This window comes from Rhodococcus sp. G-MC3, assembly GCF_030063335.1.
Lineage (GTDB): Bacteria > Actinomycetota > Actinomycetes > Mycobacteriales > Mycobacteriaceae > Rhodococcoides.
Genome location: NZ_JASISW010000007.1, coordinates 128073 through 142850, shown reverse-complemented (window position 1 = coordinate 142850; position 14778 = coordinate 128073). Strand labels below are relative to the sequence as shown.

General features: G+C 62.9%; 14 protein-coding genes. 7 read left to right on the top strand and 7 right to left on the bottom strand.

Going from position 1 to position 14778, the window contains the following annotated elements; translation table 11 throughout:
• Positions 1-16: 16 nt before the first annotated feature.
• The 3 genes from QMK17_RS09790 (at position 17) to QMK17_RS09780 (ending at position 3594) form a co-directional block, all read left to right on the top strand.
• Complete coding sequence (locus QMK17_RS09790) at positions 17-1510, top strand: hypothetical protein (protein WP_283508638.1); 1494 nt, start codon at positions 17-19, stop codon at positions 1508-1510.
• Positions 1507-2262, top strand: a complete 756-nt coding sequence (locus tag QMK17_RS09785) for an ESX secretion-associated protein EspG (protein WP_283508637.1) — start codon at positions 1507-1509, stop codon at positions 2260-2262. The genes QMK17_RS09790 and QMK17_RS09785 overlap by 4 nt, the downstream gene beginning before the upstream one ends.
• An 84-nt stretch (positions 2263-2346) precedes the next feature.
• Positions 2347-3594 carry a TerD family protein gene (locus tag QMK17_RS09780; RefSeq protein ID WP_283508635.1) on the top strand — a complete coding sequence of 416 codons (1248 nt, stop codon included), beginning with the start codon at positions 2347-2349 and terminating at the stop codon, positions 3592-3594.
• Here QMK17_RS09780 and QMK17_RS09775 read toward each other — a convergent pair.
• From QMK17_RS09775 to QMK17_RS09765, 3 genes are all read right to left on the bottom strand, one after another.
• Complete coding sequence (locus tag QMK17_RS09775; protein WP_283508633.1) at positions 3579-5141, bottom strand: glycosyltransferase family 87 protein; 1563 nt, start codon at positions 5139-5141, stop codon at positions 3579-3581. The genes QMK17_RS09780 and QMK17_RS09775 overlap by 16 nt on opposite strands.
• Positions 5142-5151: 10 nt before the next feature.
• Entirely contained in the window at positions 5152-7245 is a 2094-nt protein-coding gene (locus tag QMK17_RS09770) for a transglycosylase domain-containing protein (RefSeq protein ID WP_283508876.1), read from the bottom strand.
• Between the two features lie 570 nt (positions 7246-7815).
• Positions 7816-8247 (bottom strand): DUF5318 domain-containing protein, encoded by a 432-nt coding sequence (locus QMK17_RS09765; RefSeq protein ID WP_283508631.1) that lies wholly within the window; start codon positions 8245-8247, stop codon positions 7816-7818.
• Between the two features lies 1 nt (position 8248).
• Here QMK17_RS09765 and QMK17_RS09760 point away from each other — a divergent pair, with 1 nt between their 5' ends.
• The 3 genes from QMK17_RS09760 to QMK17_RS09750 all read left to right on the top strand — a co-directional run bounded on the left by QMK17_RS09760 (position 8249) and on the right by QMK17_RS09750 (position 10219).
• The gene (locus tag QMK17_RS09760; RefSeq protein ID WP_283508630.1) at positions 8249-8440 is read left to right on the top strand and encodes a hypothetical protein; all 192 of its coding nucleotides are present in this window, start codon (positions 8249-8251) and stop codon (positions 8438-8440) included.
• Positions 8441-8562: 122 nt separating this feature from the next.
• Positions 8563-9150: a PadR family transcriptional regulator gene (locus QMK17_RS09755; protein WP_283508629.1), complete on the top strand. Its 588-nt coding sequence runs from the start codon at positions 8563-8565 to the stop codon at positions 9148-9150.
• The gene (locus QMK17_RS09750) at positions 9143-10219 is read left to right on the top strand and encodes an inositol-3-phosphate synthase (RefSeq protein WP_283508626.1); all 1077 of its coding nucleotides are present in this window, start codon (positions 9143-9145) and stop codon (positions 10217-10219) included. Before QMK17_RS09755 ends, QMK17_RS09750 begins: the two co-directional genes overlap by 8 nt.
• Positions 10220-10304: 85 nt before the next feature.
• Here QMK17_RS09750 and QMK17_RS09745 read toward each other — a convergent pair whose 3' ends face one another.
• From QMK17_RS09745 to QMK17_RS09730, 4 genes are read right to left on the bottom strand one after another with little or no spacing between them, the layout of a single operon-like run.
• On the bottom strand, positions 10305-10481 hold the full coding sequence (locus QMK17_RS09745) for a hypothetical protein (protein ID WP_283508624.1): 177 nt from the start codon (positions 10479-10481) through the stop codon (positions 10305-10307).
• Complete coding sequence (locus tag QMK17_RS09740; RefSeq protein ID WP_442972726.1) at positions 10478-11311, bottom strand: carbohydrate ABC transporter permease; 834 nt, start codon at positions 11309-11311, stop codon at positions 10478-10480. The genes QMK17_RS09745 and QMK17_RS09740 overlap by 4 nt, the downstream gene beginning before the upstream one ends.
• On the bottom strand, positions 11308-12357 hold the full coding sequence (locus tag QMK17_RS09735) for a carbohydrate ABC transporter permease (RefSeq protein WP_283508620.1): 1050 nt from the start codon (positions 12355-12357) through the stop codon (positions 11308-11310). Before QMK17_RS09735 ends, QMK17_RS09740 begins: the two co-directional genes overlap by 4 nt.
• 30 nt (positions 12358-12387) lie before the next feature.
• A complete protein-coding gene (locus tag QMK17_RS09730; RefSeq protein WP_283508619.1) occupies positions 12388-13671 on the bottom strand; it encodes an ABC transporter substrate-binding protein in 1284 nt (427 codons plus the stop codon).
• A gap of 270 nt (positions 13672-13941) precedes the next feature.
• Between QMK17_RS09730 and QMK17_RS09725 the strand changes: the two genes are divergently transcribed.
• Entirely contained in the window at positions 13942-14775 is an 834-nt protein-coding gene (locus QMK17_RS09725) for a DUF2786 domain-containing protein (RefSeq protein ID WP_283508616.1), read from the top strand.
• Positions 14776-14778: the final 3 nt, after the last annotated feature.

The window sequence follows — 14778 nt, the reverse complement described above, 5'->3', positions numbered from 1 at the left end:
AGCATCGGTTCTCTCCATGAGTCTCGCAGAACCGGGGGCGGCCGTGAATCCTGAGCTGATCCCAATCGGAAACATCCAGCAGACAGTGCGAGAAGTCGCGGGTTCGCTGAACAACGTGCAATCCGGATCGACAGCGGGGGACGGCGTTCCCGGCGCACAGGGCAGGTACGAGTCCGGAGTCAAGAGCAGGAGCGGGTACGCCCAGGAAGAGGATTCGACGTCCATCGTCGACGACCCCTTCGATGCCATGTCCCACGAGGAAATCTGGGCAAAGGTAGGAGACATCGACCCGGAGTCGATCGACGGCACCTCGACTGCCTGGCGGAGTCTCGGCTTCGGGGCGGCAACGGACGCAGCAGATTTCGCGGCCGATTTGAACGCGAAGGTCAGTGCGCACTGGCAAGGCTCAGCCGCAACGGCAGCAGGCGACGGAGTACTGCGGTACGCCAATTCCTCACTCTGGCTGATGTTCGCGTCCGATGCGTTGGCCAACAAGGTACAGACGACGCACGACGGTGTCAGCCAGGCCAAAGCCAATGTTCCGCCCCCCGGCTCCGACACCTTCTGGGACTCGACGGTCGATGTGTTGAGCAGTCCGATCCGCGTGTTCGGTTCCATGAAGAGCAGGGAATACGAACGCGAAGAGGCGCAGGAACAAGCTCGAACCGTCATGAAGACTTATTACTCGCCCGCCATTCGAGACGCTGCGGCGCAGATACCGGTGCTACCTCAGGCGTTGAATCCCCTGACCGGTTCCGAAGGATTCGTATCGCCTGCTACCCAGTCCAACCCCGGTTCCTACGGACCGTGGTACCAGCCGTCCTCCGGCTCGGCAGGGGGCGGATCGGGAGGTGCGTCGGGCCCCGGTCCTACAGGCGGCCAGCCCCAGTCCACCCTGCTTGAATCGACCCTGCCGCCCGGCTCGACGCCTCAGGACACTGCAACCCAGGCGTCCACTTGGGCGCCGTCCGACGGCGCGCCACCGGGGCAGGGTCGATCAGGGCAGGGCGCATCAGGGCAGGGTGCATCAGGGCAGGGTGCATCGGGGTCAGGAGGTCCCGCGACGAGTGGCGCCTCGGCGGGCGGATCGCCTACCGCAGGGTCGACTGGAGCTGGAGCACCTGGAGCTGGAACACCTGGCGGCGGATCACTGTTCGGCGGGCCCGCTGGGAATCGTTCACGCGGCTCCACCGGAGCACCGGGCGGATCCAGATTCGGCGGAGGCAGCGGTAGTCCCGGCAGCAACATTCCCGGCAGCGGCATTCCCGGCGGCGCTAGTCCCGGCAGCAGCATTCCCGGTGGCAGCGGATACGGCGCGGGCGCAGGACGTCCCGGGACCCCAGGCACGGGAGGCATGGGCGGCATGGCACCCCCCGGAGGCCGTGGCGGTGGAGGTGCAGGCGGCGGAGACGACGTCCACAAAACACCCGGATACCTCATCGATGCGATCAACGGAGACGAACTGATCGGCACGCTTCCTCTCGTCGCCCCACCGGTACTCGGCGAGTGAACGAATGCAGTTGGACCGTCGGCGGATTGGAATTCCGCATGCTGATGGAACACGTCGGACGCGACCGTCTCCCGTTTCCACTTCAATTCCAAGTGACCGCCGACTCGGCAGCCGATTACCATCGACAGCGTCAAGACGCAGCCGATTCCATGCTGGCACAGTTCGATGACGACTTACGGGTCGCAACGAACATCATCCGGGATCCGCAACTGCGCATCGAACTCATCGGTCACACCAGGACTGTAGGTTCAGCACCCACGAAGCTTCGAGCACACGCGGCGATACGACACGAGGTGGCCACGGTTCTGGTGCAGCAACCAGGAGTCGACGATTCCTCGGGAGGGCCGGTAGCCGTCCACCTCGTCGAGAGTCACCGCGCTGTGCGCATGATCCTGGACGTACTGCCCCCGGCGGAACCGGGAAGGTCGGCGCGAATCGACGTACGCCCATCCGAGGGCGGCACTTCATTGTTCCAGAGCGTCTCCCAGAACTCCGCGGACAAGCAATTGGAGACACTGTTCTCGCACCCCAGATCCAGCGCGGGTGAAATTCATGTCTGCGCTGGACCTGCGGCGGACAGCAGACCAGACAACGATCCAACCGGAGTGCAGTGGGCCGATGTGCCAGGTGACGGCCGGTACATGATCCGACATTCCTCGATGATCACTGTGACGGCCGCGTCGTTGTTGGATCTGGGCGACGAGATAAGGAAGCTCGCGAACGAGAAGAACGCGAACCATCCCGCCCGTTGACACCGCCGTGACCACAAACGGACAAATAGACCCAGTACATTGGTGAGCGGCAGAGACGATCCGCTTTCTACACGAAGGACACACATGTCTACTCCCGCCGGCCGCACCTTGGCGAAAGGCCAGAACGGTCCGATCACCGCCACCGACGTGGTCGTCTCCATACAGATTTCCGCCCCGGCGGATCTGTCCGCGCTGATGGTCGGCGCCGACGGCAAAGTGCGCTCCGATGCGGATTTCGTGTTCTTCAACCAACCGAGCGGACCCGGCGTCCGATTGGTTCAGGGGCAGGCCGGCCAGCCTGCACAGCTCGCGGTCTCACTTTCCCAGGTGCCCGCGGACATCGAACAGATCCGTGCAGTCATCACCCTGGAGGACACGTCGAGCAGCTTCGGTCGCTCCGCGCCTCCCACCGCCTACGTCGCTGATACACAAGGCAATTCGCTCTTCCACTACACGATCGACGGCTTGAACACCGAGTCGATCGTCATCGCGGTCGAGATCTATCGGCGTTCAGGATCTTGGAAGGTGCGAGCCGTAGGGCAGGGATACGCAGGCGGCTTCGCCGCACTGGTGACGGATCACGGCGTATCCGTCGACGATGCCCCGGCAGCGCAGCCCGCGTCGGCGCCGACTCCCACACCAGCCGCTGCACCCCCGGCGCCCCCAGCACCCCCCGCACCGACTCCTGCGCCCACCGCCGCACCCACGGGCCCACCCGAGGTCAGCCTGACCAAGGCACGTCCGGTCAGCCTCACCAAGGGCCAGAAGGTGACGCTCCGCAAGGACGGCGGAGTCGCACTGACCAAGATCCGCATGGGACTCGGCTGGGATCCGGTTGCAGCTCCGAAGAAATCCAGCTTCTTCGGAGGGGGCGGAAAGGGCGGCAACATCGACCTCGACGCCTCCGCGATCATGTTCGCCGGCAACCAGGTCAACGACGTCGTCTACTACGGCCAACTCAAGGCCAAGGACGGATCGATTCAGCACCAGGGTGACAACCTGACGGGCGAAGGAGAAGGTGACGACGAGGTCGTCAACGTCGACCTGACCCGTGTACCTTCCCACGTGACCGCCATCGTCTTCACTGTGACGTCCTACCGCGGCCAGACGTTCGAGCAAGTCGGCAATGCGTTCTGCCGACTCGTCGACGACACGAACAACGTCGAACTCGCACGGTTCACACTGCAGGGCGGAATGGCCTTCACCGGTCTGGTCATGGCCAAGGTGTACCGCGACGGCGGCAACTGGAAACTGCAGGCCATCGGCGAAGGTATCAACGCAAAGCATGCGGGAGAAGCTGTTCCGCAGCTTGGACCTTACGTAAGGGCCTGACGGGGTCCGGTCTTGGTGATTCGATGCGCATCGGGCGCACGGTCGAGCACACCCCCGACGGGATCGTCGAGGCCACCACGGCGCACGAGATCCTCGGACGGACGGTAGATCTGCCGGACTACCATGGCGCAGAGTCCCATGACCGCGATATCACGCAGAACGATTGCCGCCGTGAACCACTGCTCGGGAATGCCCTTGTTGGCGACGCCGAGGTAGTAATACATCCGCGGAAACCACACGAATGCGTCGATTACCATCCACGCCAACAAGATCCGGCGATGCGGCAGAGCAAGAACGGCCAGGGGAACGAGCCACAGCGAATATTGTGGGCTCCACACCTTGTTGGTCAGCAGGAAGCCGGCGACAACGAGAAAGGCCAACTGCGCCAACCTCGGTCGCGTCGGAGCATTCATACCGATGTACGCAATGACAACGCACACCAACGCGAACAACAGAAGCGTCACAGCATTGAGAAACAGCGGCTTGTCACCGGGGTAGAGCGCGCCGTCGAATCCGGACCACCCGGTGAAGGAGGACAGCACGTTGTAAATCGAGTCCGGATCGGCGCCGCGGGCGGAATTGAGCCTGAAAAACTCGTACCACCCGCTCGGGTACAGCAGCGCAATGGGGAGATTGACCACCAGCCATGCAGCTGCGGCCGCACACGTTGCTATTCCCCAGTCGCGCATCTTGCCTGCACGCCAGCACAATACGAGGAGTGGGCCGAGAAACAGGAGTGGATAAAGTTTGACCGCGCCGCCCAGCCCGAGCAGGATGCCCGCGAGCACCGGCCGCTTGCGGCCCCACGCCAGGATTCCACCGGCAGCGCACGCCGTGGCAAGAGCGTCGAAATTGGTGAACCCGTGGACGATCACCAGTGGCGACGCCGCAACCAAGGCGGCATCCCAGATCCGGCGACCGGCCGAGAGAGCGGTGGCCCACACCGTCACCAACCACGCGAGCACCAAACCCACGGCCACGACGTTGAAGTAGACGACTACCGCCAAGGCCTGAGGTAACCACGGAACCGAATTCCACGCCTTCGCGACAACCGCGGATCCGTACTGATAGAGGCCGGACAGCACCGGGTACTCCATGTACCGGATTTGAGTGGTTCCGTCGGAAGAGGCTTCCTCCCACGACTTCTTGTAGGGGAACGCACCCTCGTCGAGTCGCTCGGCGCCGTACAACGGCACAGTGTCCGAGTAGCACATAGCGACGTACTGACGGCTGCCGCTCCAGTCGAGTCCAAGCTCCCCGCCGGGACCGTTGGGCGCCTGCTGGATACACCCGGCTTTCGCGAACCATCCGAGGCTGAGAAACACCAACGCCAACAGCAACAGGACACGCATCGGGGTCATGAAACGCTGCCGCCCGATCAGCGCATGCTTGCCTGCCGGACCTCCGACGACGGCTGCGAACTCAGCCGTCGTCGGATCCGATGTTCCTGGAAGATCACGCGTGCTGTCCGAGGCGAGATCCGGCGCAAGCGGTGCCGGACTCGCGACTCTGCGCGTACCCGGCCTGCCGGATTTGCTCTCGCTCACACCGGTCAGGTTACCTGGCTGGAGCGGGTGACGGCTCCTGGACCGCAGGCGATTCCGGCGTCGGTGCCGGTGCAAGTCCAGGAAGCGGAATCGTTACGCCAGGAAGGATCTCCACCTGCCGCGGTGTGATCACCACCGGAGGCGAAATCTCCGTCGGGATCGGCAACGTGACAGCCGGCTGCTCCTGCGTAGCCGTCGCCCGCGTCGACGGTGCGGCCGGGGCCGAATACTGAGGAACACCAGCCTGTCCCGCGATCGGTTCAGGTGTCGGGAACGTCTCGTTGGGGGTGCCTTCGAGACCGCCGTCCATCGTGGCCTTCCAGATGTCGGACGGGATTCCCGAACCGTAGATCGCGCCGCCGTAGCTGTTCTCCAGCGGGAGTCCCTGCTCGGTGCCGACCCAGACAGCCGTCGCCAGCGACGGTGTGTAACCGACCATCCAGGCGTCCTTGTTCTCACCGGTGTCGCCGAGCTGCGCGGTTCCGGTCTTGGCTGCAGATTGCCGGCCACCGGCCAGGTTGTGGCCGTTGGAGTAGCCGGCGATCGGGCGCATTGCTGCGGACACGTTGTCGGCGACTGCAGGGGACACGACCTGCTCACCCGGTTCAGCTCCGCGATCGAGAAGAACGGTGCCGTCGGCGGTGACGACTTTCTGTACGAAGTGCGGTGCGTGGTACACACCCGACGCTGCGAGCGTCGCGTAGGCAGATGCCATGTCCAACACTCGGCTTTGGTACTGGCCGAGCACAATTCCGTTGTTGGGGCCTACTCCGGCACCCTCTGTCAATGTGGGTCCGATACCGGGGAGTTCCGCGGCGATACCAAGCTTGTGCGCCATCGCGGCGATTGCTTCCGGGCCGTTGTCCATCGCCAGTTCCATGCGGTAGAAACTGGTGTTCAGCGATCTCTTGAGCGCTTCAGCGATGGTGCAGGTTCCGCAGGACTCACCTTCGACATTGCTGATGGGGATTCCGTTGACGGTCAGCGAAGAGCTGTCGTACATCTGCGAAAGCGGGATCCCTTGGTCCAGAGCAGCAGCGAGACCGAAGACCTTGAACGACGAACCCGTCTGCAGACCAGCCTGGGCGAAGTCGAATCCACCGCCGTCGGCGCCGCCGTAGTAGGACTTGATCGCACCTGTCTTGGGATCGACCGAGACCGACGCCGTACGCAGATCCGGCGATTCACCTTCCATGTTGGTGTTCACCGCATCGATCGCGGCGGCCTGCGCGGCCGGATCGATCGTGGTGGTGATCTGCAATCCCTCGGTATTGAGGTCCTGCCCGCTCACGCCGGCGGCAGAGAGCTCACGCAACACCTGCGCTTTGATGAGTCCGTTGGGGCCGCTGTCGGAATCGCTGTTCTCGGCCTGAGCGCTCGGTATCCACTGCGGATAGACCATCGCGGCACGCTGAGCCTGATCGAGATTGCCCTGGCTCACCATTCCGTCGAGGACGTAGTTCCAGCGGGACGTTGCGCCCTCGATATTGGACTCCGGATCCAGATTCGAGGGCTGCTGGATGACCGCCGCGAGGACCGCGCCTTCCTCGACGGACAGCTGCTCGACGGGCTTGCCGAAGTACGCCGTCGACGCTGCTGCGATGCCATACGCACCGCGGCCGAAGTAGATGGTGTTGAGGTACGCGGCCAAGATGTCGTCCTTGGACCACTGGCGCGCCATCTTCGAAGAAATGACGAGCTCCCGCATTTTTCGGGTCAGCGAGCGCTCGGAACCGACGAGCGCATTCTTGACGTACTGCTGAGTGATGGTCGAACCACCGCCCGCGCTGTCGCGACCGAGCAGGTTGTCACGAAGGGCGCGACCGAAACCGGTGACCGAGAAACCGGGGTTGGAGTAGAAATCCCTGTCCTCCGCCGACAGCACAGCGTTGCGCACGTGCAGGGGAATCTGGTCGATCGAGACGTCAGTGCGGTTGCCCTCGGGCGGAACAATTCTACCGAGCTCGGTCGTGCTGTCGGATGCAAGAATGGTCGCAACTTGGTTGGTCTTGATGTCACCGGGACGCGGAACGTCCTCGACGGTGTACGCCACCATGAACGCCAGAAGCGGGACGATCAAACCGAGCGCGATCAGCGCGTACATCGTTCGTCGAACGACACGCCACTTGGACTTCTTCTTCGTTTTCGCGGCGATACCTCTCTCGGGCGGCTCGGGCGGCTCACTGCCCGAAGAGCGTGGGGAATCGTCATCCGGTGGATCGATCGGTGGGGGCGTGCGCGGTGGCCCGCCCGCGATGGGACGACCAGGGGGCGGGCCGATCGGAGGCCGGCTCGGCTGCTGTCCTGTCGGCGGTCGACCGACGGGAGGACGGCCTGCAGGTGGGGGGATGGGCCGACCCTGCGCATCACGATGCATCTGCGGTGGGATCGGACGCCCCTGTGCATCACGGCGCATCGGCGGTGGGATGGGACGTCCTTGCGCATCGCGACGAAGCGGCGGCTGGCCGGGAGGCGGGCCGTACGGGCCGCCCGGTGGGCCATTCGGCGGACGCCTCGAGGGTTCGCCATCTCCGGACTTACCACCCGGGTTGTTGTCGTAGGGGGAACTCACTTACAGGTCTCCAGTGTTTGCGGTGTTGCCCGTTCGGCGGCAGGGCTGCACCTCTGTGGGCATGACCGTTCGCCGCCCGGCTTCGTCAGCGTTGCGATTGTGTCACTCGCTCGCAGTTCGGCAGTTCGGTTGGCGAGATTCGGATCTTGGGCGTCGTGGTTGCTTCGGCGCTGGAACCGCGCCGAGCACGTAGGACTGCACGAGGTGGTTCCAGCTGCAGGATCGGCACACCTCGACGACGTGTACCGAGAACTCCTCCTGCGTTGACGCCAGACGAACCAGCTCCTCCGCCGTGCGCGCCGAGCCGGACAGAGTCCCGAGCTTCTCCCCGAACACCCACGACACATGAGTGAGCTGTTCTTTACGGCAGATGGGACACACCACGTCACTGCCGCGGCCATGGAACTTGGCGGCTCGGAGCAGGTAGGGGTCTGCATCGCACACAGCACTGACCCCGGTCCTACCCGAGTAGACCTCAGCAAGCAGTGACCGTCGCTGAAGGGCGTAGTCCACCACCTGTCGCTGAAGTCGCACGTTGACCAGACTACGTGCGGCCGCCGAGGTACGGGCCAGCCGCCGTCGTTGCCAGGCGTCGAGCAGTGTCGGGCACGGTGCGCCACCTGTGCATATGCAACTTTCCGCACCCCGCCTGCGCAACCTCGACACAGCGTCGGCGGACTGCCGGCGCTCCGGCACGCTCGCCCACCCCGAACTCACCATCATCTGACCGAATGTCCTTGCAATGCGACTTGCCGATATGTATGTACATGTATCGCCGCGATACAATTGTGTATATGCTCGGTAATCGCATCAGGTAAGTGGTCCATCGGCACAGGAGAGGAAGGATGCATGCTCGAGCTCGCAATTCTCGGCTTGCTACTCGAATCTCCGATGCACGGATACGAGCTCCGGAAGCGCCTGACCGGCCTTCTCGGTGCCTTCAGAGCGTTTTCCTACGGCTCGTTGTATCCGGCCCTGCGTCGCCTACAGGCGGACGGGCTGATCGCCGAGAATGCCGGCCCGGACACTCTCGTGAAACGTCGAGCGCGGCGGGTCTACGAGCTGACTCCGGAAGGCAAAAAGCGCTTTGCCGAACTCGTTGCGGACACGGGACCACAGAACTACACCGACGACGGATTCGGCGTCCACCTCGCCTTCTTCAGTCGCACACCTGCGGAAGCGCGGGTGCGCATCCTCGAAGGCAGACGACGTCAGGTCGAAGAGCGCCGCGAAGGGCTCCGAGAAGCTGTGGACCGAGCGAGCGGGACGCTCGACCGCTATACCAAGCAGCTCCACGAGCTCGGACTCGAATCCAGTGAACGAGAAGTGCGCTGGCTCAACGAAGTGATCGCAGCCGAGCAGGCGGCCCCGCCCGCCACCCCCAACCCGACCCCGAAGAAAGTTTCGAAGACAGAAGGAGAACCCGACCATGGGTGAGAACAGTATCCGCGTAGCCATTGTGGGTGTGGGCAACTGCGCCTCGTCCCTGGTTCAGGGCGTCGAATACTACAAGGACGCCGATGAGAACGTCACCGTTCCCGGCCTCATGCACGTCAAGTTCGGCAAGTACCACGTTCGCGACGTCGAGTTCGTCGCCGCATTCGACGTGGACGCCAAGAAGGTCGGCTTCGACCTGTCCGACGCGATCTTCTCGAGCGAGAACAACACCATCAAGATCGCCGACGTGCCGCCGAAGGACGTTCAGGTTCTTCGTGGACCGACCCTCGACGGTCTCGGAAAGTACTACCGCGAGACCATCACCGAGGCCGACGGTGAATCCGTCGACGTCGCACAGGCACTTCGCGACGCCAAGGTCGACGTCCTGGTGTCCTACCTGCCCGTCGGATCCGAAGAGGCCGACAAGTTCTACGCACAGGCCTCGATCGACGCAGGCGTGGCATTCGTCAACGCACTGCCCGTCTTCATCGCCAGCGACCCCGTCTGGGCCAAGAAGTTCACCGACGCAGGCGTTCCCATCGTCGGCGACGACATCAAGAGCCAGGTCGGTGCCACCATCACGCACCGCGTCATGGCCAAGCTGTTCGAAGATCGCGGCGTGCAACTCGACCGCACCATGCAGCTCAACGTCGGTGGCAACATGGACTTCCTCAACATGCTCGAGCGCACCCGCCTCGAGTCGAAGAAGATCTCCAAGACACAGGCCGTCACATCGAACCTGCAGCGCGAGTTCAACACCAAGGACGTCCACATCGGACCGTCCGACCACGTCGGCTGGCTCGACGACCGCAAGTGGGCCTACGTGCGCCTCGAAGGCCGTGCCTTCGGTGACGTGCCGCTGAACCTCGAGTACAAGCTCGAGGTCTGGGACTCGCCCAACTCTGCAGGCGTCATCATCGACGCTGTCCGCGCGGCGAAGATCGCCATGGACCGCGGCATCGGCGGACCGGTTGTTCCGGCTTCTGCCTACCTGATGAAGAGCCCGCCGAAGCAGCTTCCGGACGATGTTGCTCGTACCCAGCTCGAAGAATTTATCATCGGGGCTTAGGCGACTTCGTCGCCATGTGAGCGGAAATACGTCCCCTGCAACGGATTTCCGCTCACATGGGCAGCGCTGGGCATCGAGGGCTGATTCAGGCCCGAATTTTCCGTACCACGTACGCCAGGGCGCCGAGCAACCCCAAGAGCACCGCCGACGCCCAGATACTGGGTTCACCGCCGACAATGCCCACGACTGCAGCGATGAACGCCATCAGCGCGAAGAATCCGAGAATGCCCGCAAGCAACTGCACATGGTCCTGCGCTGTCATGACTTGACCCCGCCTGCGGTGAGGCCGGAGATGATGCGACGCTGGAAGATCAGCACCATGATGACCAACGGAATAGCCACGACGGTGCCTGCCGCCATGATGGCTGCATAGGGAACCACGTGTGGATCGTTGCCGGAGAATCGCGCGATCGCGACGGTGACGGGTTCGGTCTTGTCGCTGGAGAGTTGGCTGGCGAGCAGATACTCGTTGACGGCGGCGATGAACGCGAGGATCGCCGTCGTGAACAAGGCAGGTGCCGCGAGCGGCAACATCACGAGGCGGAATGCCTGAAATCGTCCGGCACCGTCGATACGTGCGGCTTCTTCCAATTCCCAAGGCAATTCAGCGAAGAATGCGGCCAGCGTATAAATGGTGAGCGGCAGCACGAACGAGATGCTCGGGATGATCATCGCCTGGTACGTGCCGATCCATCCGATGTTCGTGAAGAACTGGAACAGCGGCGTCACCAGCGCGACGACGGGGAACATCGACGCACCGAGAACAATTCCGACGACGATGTACTTGAACCGGAAGTCGATACGCGAAAGCGCATATGCACAGAAGATTCCGATGACGAGCGCAATGAGCGTCGTCACGCCGCCAATGATCAGACTGTTGCCGACCGCACGAAGAAAATTGTTTCCGTTGCTCGTCGACAGCGCGTTGGAGAAATTCTCGAGCGTCACGTGGGTCGGCCACGGGGTCGTGTCGAAGGTGTAGCGGGGATCGCGGAACGCAGTGACGGCCATCCAGTAGAACGGCGCGAGGCCCCACACCAAGATGATCGCGACACCGACGTAGATGCGCGCCGACTTCATAGCTGTCCTCATCGAACCGTGCCCTTGCGCTGATTCTCCTGCGTCGCTACCGCATTGGCCCCGAGGAACTTCACGAGGACGAATGCGACGACGAAGATGAAGACGAACGAGATGGTCGACAACGCAGCGGCACTGTTGAAGCCCTGACGTATCTGATCGACCACCAGAATGGAAATGGTGCGGGTCGCCGGGTTCCCCTCGGTGAGGATTGCCGGGAGGTCGTACATACGCAGTGCATCCATCGTGCGGAACAGGATTGCAACCATGAGCGCCGGTTTGACCAGTGGCAGGGTGATTTTTGTGAATCTTTGCCATGCTGATGCGCCGTCAACTCTCGCGGCCTCGTAGACGTCCGCCGGAATCATCTGCAGACCAGCGAGGATCAGCAGAGCCATGAATGGAGTCGTCTTCCATACATCGGCGATGATCACCGCGAACCTGGCAGGCCAGGCGTCGCCCGTCCACAGGATGTTGGTCCCGAGAAGCTTGTTGGCGATCCCGTCGTACGCGAAGATGAAATACCAGAGCTTGGCGGTCACAGCAGTCGGGATTGCCCACGGGATGAGAATCGCGGCGCGCAACAGTGCGCGACCGGAGAACGTCTTCCCCATGATGACGGCCATCGCGAATCCGATGACCACCTCGATGGACACGGTGACCACGGTGAAGAACGCGGTGTTGCCCACTGCGCCCCAGAATTGGGACCCGAGAGTTCCAGGAGGACAGGGCACCGACGTCCCCGACGCCGATGTGCACTGCTGCAGAATCCAGTGCGTGTAGTTGGAGAATCCGGCACTGCCACCTTTGATGAACATCCCGGTCGCCGGGTCGAGACCTGCGTCCTTCTGGAACGACATGATGAGGGCACGGACAACCGGATAGGCGATGACGATCGCCAGAATGATCAGAGTAGGCGCGATGAGCAGCCAGGCGCGGCCGGACGTAAGTCCGAACTTCCGCTTCTTGTCGGTGCGTGTATGCCGACCGCGGCCGGGGGAAGTTCCCCCGGCCGCGGTTGCCATTACAGCCCCACTGGTGTCACCAGTAGGTAGAGCCATGGATTCTCCGTAAGAAACGAGGACGTGCCTCTAGTTGGAGCCGGCCGTCTCGATGCCGGCCTGCATGTCTGCGATTGCCTGATCCACGGACTTCTCACCCTTGATGGCGGCAAAGGTGTTGTCCTGGATTGCCTTCGACACTGCAGGGTAGAACGGCGTGACCGGACGCGGTACCGCGTTCTCGATCGATGCCTTCAGAGCAGGCAGGTACGGCATCTCGGTGATGAGCGCCGGGTCGTCGTACAGCGAGGAGAGCACGGGAGGCAGTGCGCCTTCGGCGATGATGCGCTGCGCCTTCTCGCCCTGCAGGAACCGCAGGAAGTCGGCAGCCGTCGCCTTGTTCTGGGAGTACGCACTGATCGCGGCGTTGTAGCCACCGAGCGTCGAGGTTCCGACGCCGGTCACACCGGGGAGCGTTGCAACGGAATACTTCCCGGCCACTGCCGAACCTTCCTTGGCTGCCGTGCCGTACACGTACGGCCAGTTACGCAGGTAGAGGGCTTTGCCGTCCTCGAATGCCTGCTGGCTTTCGGGCTCCTTGAAGGTGGTGTCCTGAGCCGGGATGACACCGGACTCGAACGCCGCCACGAGCGACTGGAGGCCTGCCTTTGCCTCCGGGCTGTCGACCGTCGGGGTCTTACCGTCAGCGGCGACGAATGATCCGCCGTGCGCGTTGATGATTTCCGAGACGCTGGCCGTGAGACCCTCGTAGGACGCGAACTGTCCTGCGTAGCAATCGATGTTGTTCTCGACGGCGACGGTGCAGCTCGCGTTGAGCTCGGCCCAGGTGGTGGGAGCGGTCGGAACCAGGTCGCTGCGGTAAAAGAGCAGGCCACCGTTGGTGTTCTTGGGTGCAGCGTACTGAGTACCGTTGTAGGTGGCGCTCTCGACGGTCGAGGGAAGGATCCCGGCGTTGTCGAGTGCGAACTCGCCTTCGAGTGGAACGAGCCAGCCTTTGGCGGCGAACTCGGCGGTCCAGATGACGTCGAGTGCCATCACGTCGTAGTCGCTCTGCTCCGCCTGCAGGTGCTGAACCAGGTCGTCGTGAGCCTGGTCGGCGTCGTTGGACTGCTCCTTGAACGTGACCTCCTGGTCGGGGTTCGCAGTGTTCCACTCGTCGATGATCTGGCGAACGACACCGGTCTCGGTGGTGTCCTTACCCTCGACGTACGTGATGGGGCCGCGACCGTCGGTGTCCGCCGCTGAATCGCTGGATCCGCTGTCGCTGGAACATGCGGTGAGCGTCAGCAGCGTTGCCGCTGTTGCGAGCACCGCGGCTTTGGACAGCACGGCCTTCGTGATCAAAGACGCCATTGATTTTCTCCACTTGCTTGTTACACGGTGGCGTGTATGGGGAGGGACACAGAAGGACACGATTGTGCTCCCCCCGACGCACATGTCGATACGCACAATTGCACACAATTCGCCCGATGGGGGTGATTCACGTCGACCTGAATCGGTACACCAAGGAGTGGAGCTTGTCGGAACGACCCGAAACGCAGGAGTGGAGCCTGTCGGAACGACCCGAATCGTATTGTCAGAGGGTCGTTGTAGCGTGTTGACCGTGACGTTCAAGGATCTTTCGTGACTTCTGACAAGATGCTGACCAGGATCGGCGGTCTCCTCCGCCAGGCCGAGTCGACCGACAACCCCCATGAAGCCGAGGCTTTCATGGAGGCAGCACAGCGCCTTGCAACGGCAACCTCGATCGATCTGGCAGTAGCGCGCTCCCACAGTGCGACGCGTGAGAAGCAGGCCACGCCCGTGCAGCGCGTCATCCGGATCGGCGAACCCGGGAAGAAGGGACTCAGGACGTTCGTGCACCTGTTCGTTTCCATCGCGTTCGCCAACGACGTCAAGTGCGACATCGCCCAGTCGTCGACGCAGGTGTATGCCTACGGCTTCGAGTCCGACATCGATACCTGCGAGGCCCTGTACTCGAGTTTGCTCATCCAGATGGTCCGCGCATCCGACGCCTACATCAAGTCCGGCGCCTACAGGAACGAGACGGCCGTCCGGACGGTCACGGAGACGATCGGCCGCAGGAGATACAAGCGCCAGGAAACCGTCATCGTTGCAGGTGTCACTGCCCGCCTGAACTTCCAGACCGCCTTCGCCGAACGCATCGGCAAGCGTCTGGCGTCGGTGAAGAAAGAAGCTGAGGTCAGGGCAATCGCCGAGGAACAGCAGGACGCAGGTACCGCACTCGTGTTGCGCAACAAGGAAGTCGAGTTGGCTGACTACTACACCTCCACCTCGAAAGCACGCGGCACTTGGCAACGACACAGTGCCGGCGCCGGATACTCGCAGGGCGCGCGTAAAGCAGGCGACCGGGCCGGCAGATCGGCAAGGCTCGGAGGTGAGCCCGAGATCAGCCGGGGCAGCCGGCAACTCGATGGTGTGAAGCCTGCGAATTGACTC